This is a genomic window from Zooshikella ganghwensis DSM 15267 (genome assembly GCF_000428585.1).
Classification (GTDB): domain Bacteria; phylum Pseudomonadota; class Gammaproteobacteria; order Pseudomonadales; family Zooshikellaceae; genus Zooshikella; species Zooshikella ganghwensis.
Genome location: NZ_AUAF01000307.1, coordinates 1 through 2457, shown reverse-complemented (window position 1 = coordinate 2457; position 2457 = coordinate 1). Strand labels below are relative to the sequence as shown.

4 protein-coding genes are annotated in these 2457 nt (G+C 40.1%); 2 read left to right on the top strand and 2 right to left on the bottom strand.

Annotation, left to right across the window (positions count from 1 at the left end; all coding sequences use genetic code 11):
• Positions 1-531 precede the first annotated feature (531 nt).
• The gene (locus F607_RS0126275) at positions 532-774 is read left to right on the top strand and encodes an AbrB/MazE/SpoVT family DNA-binding domain-containing protein (protein ID WP_027710374.1); all 243 of its coding nucleotides are present in this window, start codon (positions 532-534) and stop codon (positions 772-774) included.
• Positions 762-1160 carry a PIN domain-containing protein gene (locus F607_RS0126270; protein WP_027710373.1) on the top strand — a complete coding sequence of 133 codons (399 nt, stop codon included), beginning with the start codon at positions 762-764 and terminating at the stop codon, positions 1158-1160. The genes F607_RS0126275 and F607_RS0126270 overlap by 13 nt, the downstream gene beginning before the upstream one ends.
• A 61-nt stretch (positions 1161-1221) precedes the next feature.
• Here F607_RS0126270 and F607_RS0126265 read toward each other — a convergent pair whose 3' ends face one another.
• Together F607_RS0126265 and F607_RS0126260 are read right to left on the bottom strand one after the other, a co-directional pair.
• Positions 1222-1566 (bottom strand): hypothetical protein, encoded by a 345-nt coding sequence (locus F607_RS0126265; protein WP_027710372.1) that lies wholly within the window; start codon positions 1564-1566, stop codon positions 1222-1224.
• 2 nt (positions 1567-1568) lie between these two features.
• Positions 1569-2267, bottom strand: coding sequence for an AAA family ATPase (locus F607_RS0126260; RefSeq protein WP_027710371.1), 699 nt, complete (start codon positions 2265-2267; stop codon positions 1569-1571).
• Positions 2268-2457: the final 190 nt, after the last annotated feature.

The window sequence follows — 2457 nt, the reverse complement described above, 5'->3', positions numbered from 1 at the left end:
TAAATCGTTTTACGTCGCTGGGCATGCCTCAAAGCTATAAATCTGTCTAAACAACCTCAAAAGACCAGATGATTCAGTACTGCAACAAAGCTCCTCCCCTACTCCGAATGCCACTCACTTTAAAAGTGCTACTCAACTGCAACCCACAGTGCCACTAAACCGCCACCAGCCCACATAATACGAGGCCTACAAAAAATATCATGACTATCATGCTCATGTTGATATATTGACTTCATGATTATCATGCCAATCATTACTAGCATGATTTCATGCTTATCATCCCTAACATGCTTATGTTGAATATCAACATTTCATGCCATTCATTAAAAGCATGACTAGCTTGCTTATCATTATTTCATGTTAATCATGCCTGTATTTCTAAGCATGATTTCATGATTTATAGATGATGTTGCTTATCTTGATGAGGTTGATTTCATGCCAATCATGATAAGCAATATGATCATGATAATATTTGCAATTCCTTACCTTTAGCATTAAAGTAAGGACATAAACATAATGTAAGGTTGAGCTATGTCTACAGCAACTATTACGAGCAAAGGGCAGGTTACAATACCTAAAGAGGTCAGAGATGCACTTTCACTTGCATCAGGTGATAGGGTTGAATTCATTCAGATTGACTCTGACAGATTTGAAATTGTAGCCATCAATCGAGATGTCACTGAGCTTAAAGGCTTGATCAAAAAACCTAAAAAGCCAGTCACTATTGAAGAGATGAACGAAGCTATTGAGATGGGTGGTAAATGTTCGGATTAGATACAAACGTATTAGTAAGGTACATCGCCCAAGACGACCCCAAGCAATCCAAAATAGCGACCGAATTAATTGAGACAAAGTTAAGTGATGATGTTCCTGGCTATATTACGGCTATTGCAGTGGTTGAGGTGTTCTGGGTTTTAAAGCGCTCCTATAAAGTCGAAAAGGAAAACTTGATTGATATTCTTTCTAAACTGCTAACCACAAAAAAGTTTGTTATAGAAAATCACAGAGAAGTATGGAGAGCTTTACGCGTCTATCAAAAGGGCAATGGAGACTTTAGCGACGCGCTAATAGCAACACTTAGTTTGAATAATGATTGTGCTGTGGTTTATACATTCGATAAAAAGGCGTGCTCTGTAGGTATGACCCGCTTAGACAAGTAGCTTAACAAGCATCATGACCAGCAATATATCATGCTTTCATGCTGGTCATGATTATCATGATTTACTCATCAAAGTGCTTTTTAGCAAGCTCTATCAGGGCTTCATCACTCAGGCTTTCAAGATGGCGTACAGCCAATGTGACAATGTTAGATCTATCTAAACTCTTACCTGTCAGATAGTTTGCTTTATTCTTCAAGGCATCAATTGCGCCGCTATCCGTTAGCCCTAAAACGAACTGACATTTTTTTGTTGGCTCTTTTTTAAGCTCAACTTTTGGGGTAGGGGCGGGAGCAGGCTGCTTTTTTTCAGGCGCATTGTGTGAAAGGCTGGCCCCTTTGATAAACGAGTCTGCTAGTTCTTCTTGATCATTAGGCATCAAACCTTTTAATGGATTTTTTAATGCCATGCTTAAATCTCCAGAATTTCTTTGGTCATTTCTTCAATTTCTTCAATAGCTTTTTCGTCTACGCTGTCTGGCCCTTCAAACACAGCGCATCCTGCTTCGTCAGAATCATCATAAGCGTTACGCATAACAATGAACGAGTTTAAAGCTGGAATCTCAAACGATTCGCAAATATCTTTAGCGCCTTGTACACGCTTATTTACTACCTGCTTATTGATTGATTTGTTTGACGGTGGGCACTGAGTCAAAACAGATCTTGCTATGAGCTTAGGATTAACAGCCGTTGCCATCGCTACAAGCTTACGCATTTTTAGAAGCGTCTTAAGGTCGCGTCTTTTTGGGCGCAACGGGATTATCATTCGATCTGCTACTGTCATCGCAGCCCGTAAAGCTTCAGAGTCTTGCCCGCCCGCGTCAATCACAATTGTCTGGTAGCGTTGCTTGAGATCCTGCAGCGTTTTTCGCACGTCTTCAACTGCTTCCAGGCTTTCAGCATCTGCTCCACTGTTGTGGAGTTGAACGCACGGAATATGTTGTAGTTTGTCGTTTTTGCTTCGCTCTTTGACCCATGTGAAAGTTGTTAACTGCGGATCTGCATCTACAAGCAATACGTCATGATCGCGACGTTTTAGAGCAACTGCGAAATTCTGAGCAATACAGCTTTTGCCGCTTCCGCCTTTTTCGCCCCCGATTAAGTAAATCATGTGTTGTACCTCTGTTAGGGTATTTCATGACTATCATGATAGACATGACTAGCATGATTATATTGCAATCATGATCAGCATGAAATCATGTTTCTTTTTATTTCAACAAGCTACAAGATAGATGCGGTACAACTTTGTCATGCTTTCAATAAATCATGATAAGCATGATTATCATTACTGGCATGATAAG

Bases quoted from the DNA above. Each gene is read 5' to 3' on its own strand.
- F607_RS0126275 (WP_027710374.1), top strand. From the start codon at position 532: ATGTCTACAGCAACTATTACGAGCAAAGGGCAGGTTACAATACCTAAA.
- F607_RS0126270 (WP_027710373.1), top strand. From the start codon at position 762: ATGTTCGGATTAGATACAAACGTATTAGTAAGGTACATCGCCCAAGAC.
- F607_RS0126265 (WP_027710372.1), bottom strand. From the start codon at position 1,566: ATGGCATTAAAAAATCCATTAAAAGGTTTGATGCCTAATGATCAAGAA.
- F607_RS0126260 (WP_027710371.1), bottom strand. From the start codon at position 2,267: ATGATTTACTTAATCGGGGGCGAAAAAGGCGGAAGCGGCAAAAGCTGT.